At 66.5% G+C, this 1,163-nt stretch carries 1 protein-coding gene; it reads left to right on the top strand.

The annotated features are described in order from the left end of the window. On the top strand, positions 1–1,163 hold a 1,163-nt coding region (gene ligD / locus FJ980_RS33070; protein WP_210243786.1), incomplete at both ends, for a non-homologous end-joining DNA ligase.

The following is a 1,163-nucleotide window of genomic DNA, read 5'->3' as shown; positions in this document are numbered from 1 at the left end:
GGAAAAAGCTCAATGGCGGCTGGATGTTGACCAGGCTGAAGCCGAAGCCCGGCGAAGAGGAGGGCAAGAAGAATTGGCTTCTGTTCAAGGAGCGCGATCTCGCTTCCAATCCCACGCTCGACATCCTCGAAGAGCGGCCGGAGAGCGTGAAATCCGGCCGCCGTATCGAGGAGCTGGTGGCGCCGCCGCCGGCCAAGGCTGCGCCAAGGCCCGGTACGCTGAAGCCCGGCGCCTTGTCCGGCGCGGTCAAGACCTCGCCCGCCGCCCGCATAGAGCCGCAACTGGCGACACAGGTGCCGAAACCGCCGGGCGGTGACGATCCTCGCGACCGCACCGGCGAGTCCTGGCTGCACGAGATCAAGTTCGACGGCTACCGCACCATGGCGCATCTGACAGGTGGCGAGGTCAGGCTGATCACCCGCGGCGGCATCGACTGGCCCAAGCGTTATGGCGATCTGCCGCATGCCTTCGCCAAGCTGCCGTGCCGGGAGGCCATCATCGACGGCGAGATCGTCGTGCTCGACGGCAAGGGCATTTCCCGCTTCGCGCTTCTGCAGGACGCGCTGGCGGAGGGCGCCGGCAGCAAGCTGCATTTCTACGCCTTCGATCTCCTGCATCTCGACGGCTGGGATTTGCGCAAGGCGCCGCTGGAAAGGCGCAAGGCGCTGCTGGCCGAACTGCTCGCCGGCCTGCGCGCCAACTCCGCGATCCAGTACAGCGATCACGTGGGCGGCGACGGGCAGGGGCTTTACGACCAGGCCTCGGAGCTTGGCCTGGAAGGCGTCGTCTCCAAGCGCGCAACCGCGGCCTACCAGAGCGGCCGCACGAAGAGCTGGACCAAGACCAAGGCGCTGGAAACCGGCGATTTCGTCATCGCCGGCTACACGGTTTCGGATGCAGCCGAGGGGCTGGCGGCGCTTGGCCTTGCCGAATTCGAGGACGGCGAGCTTCACTATCGCGGCAAGGTCGGCACCGGCTTCGACGCCGAGACTGCGGCCGATCTTCTGGCCCGGCTGGAGCCGCTCACATCAGGCGCCATGGCGCCCGAAGGCGCGCCGCGCGAAATCATGCGCGAGATGCATTGGGTGAAGCCGCTGTTTTCAGCCCATATCCATTACGCCAACCGCACGGCGGACAATGCTCTGCGCCATGCGGTGTTTCGC

This window comes from Mesorhizobium sp. B1-1-5 (assembly GCF_006443065.1).
GTDB lineage: Bacteria > Pseudomonadota > Alphaproteobacteria > Rhizobiales > Rhizobiaceae > Mesorhizobium.
Note: the sequence above shows the minus strand (reverse complement) of the source record. Positions and strands in the feature narration are given on the sequence as shown.